Annotated in this window: 1 pseudogene; it reads right to left on the bottom strand. The window is 42.1% G+C overall.

Going from position 1 to position 347, the window contains the following annotated elements:
* Positions 1-347 (bottom strand): annotated as a pseudogene (locus tag ACVCXO_RS13870) (hypothetical protein); the annotation flags it as partial.

Below are 347 nucleotides of genomic sequence, written 5' to 3'. Positions count from 1 at the left end.
CCATCACAATCTGCAGTTGCCCAGTCACTTGTTGTGTCTGTTAAATCTACATTTGTTAAATCTCCTCCAATACATGGATCCGTATCATTTGGATCCGTATCACTTGTTTCTCCATCACCATCACAATCTGTGATTGCTGTTACAGGTAATGTAATATCTGCTGCTGTAAACTCACATGCATCATTTGGATCGGTGTCGTTTGGTCCTTGAACGCCGTCTCCATCAGGGTCTACTTCGTCTAAGTTACTTACTCCGTCACCATCACAATCTGCAGTTGCCCAGTCACTTGTTGTGTCTGTTAAATCTACATTTGTTAAATCTCCTCCGATACATGGATCCGTATCATT

The sequence above is a fragment of the Lacinutrix sp. MEBiC02404 genome (genome assembly GCF_053601575.1).
Note: the sequence above shows the minus strand (reverse complement) of the source record. Positions and strands in the feature narration are given on the sequence as shown.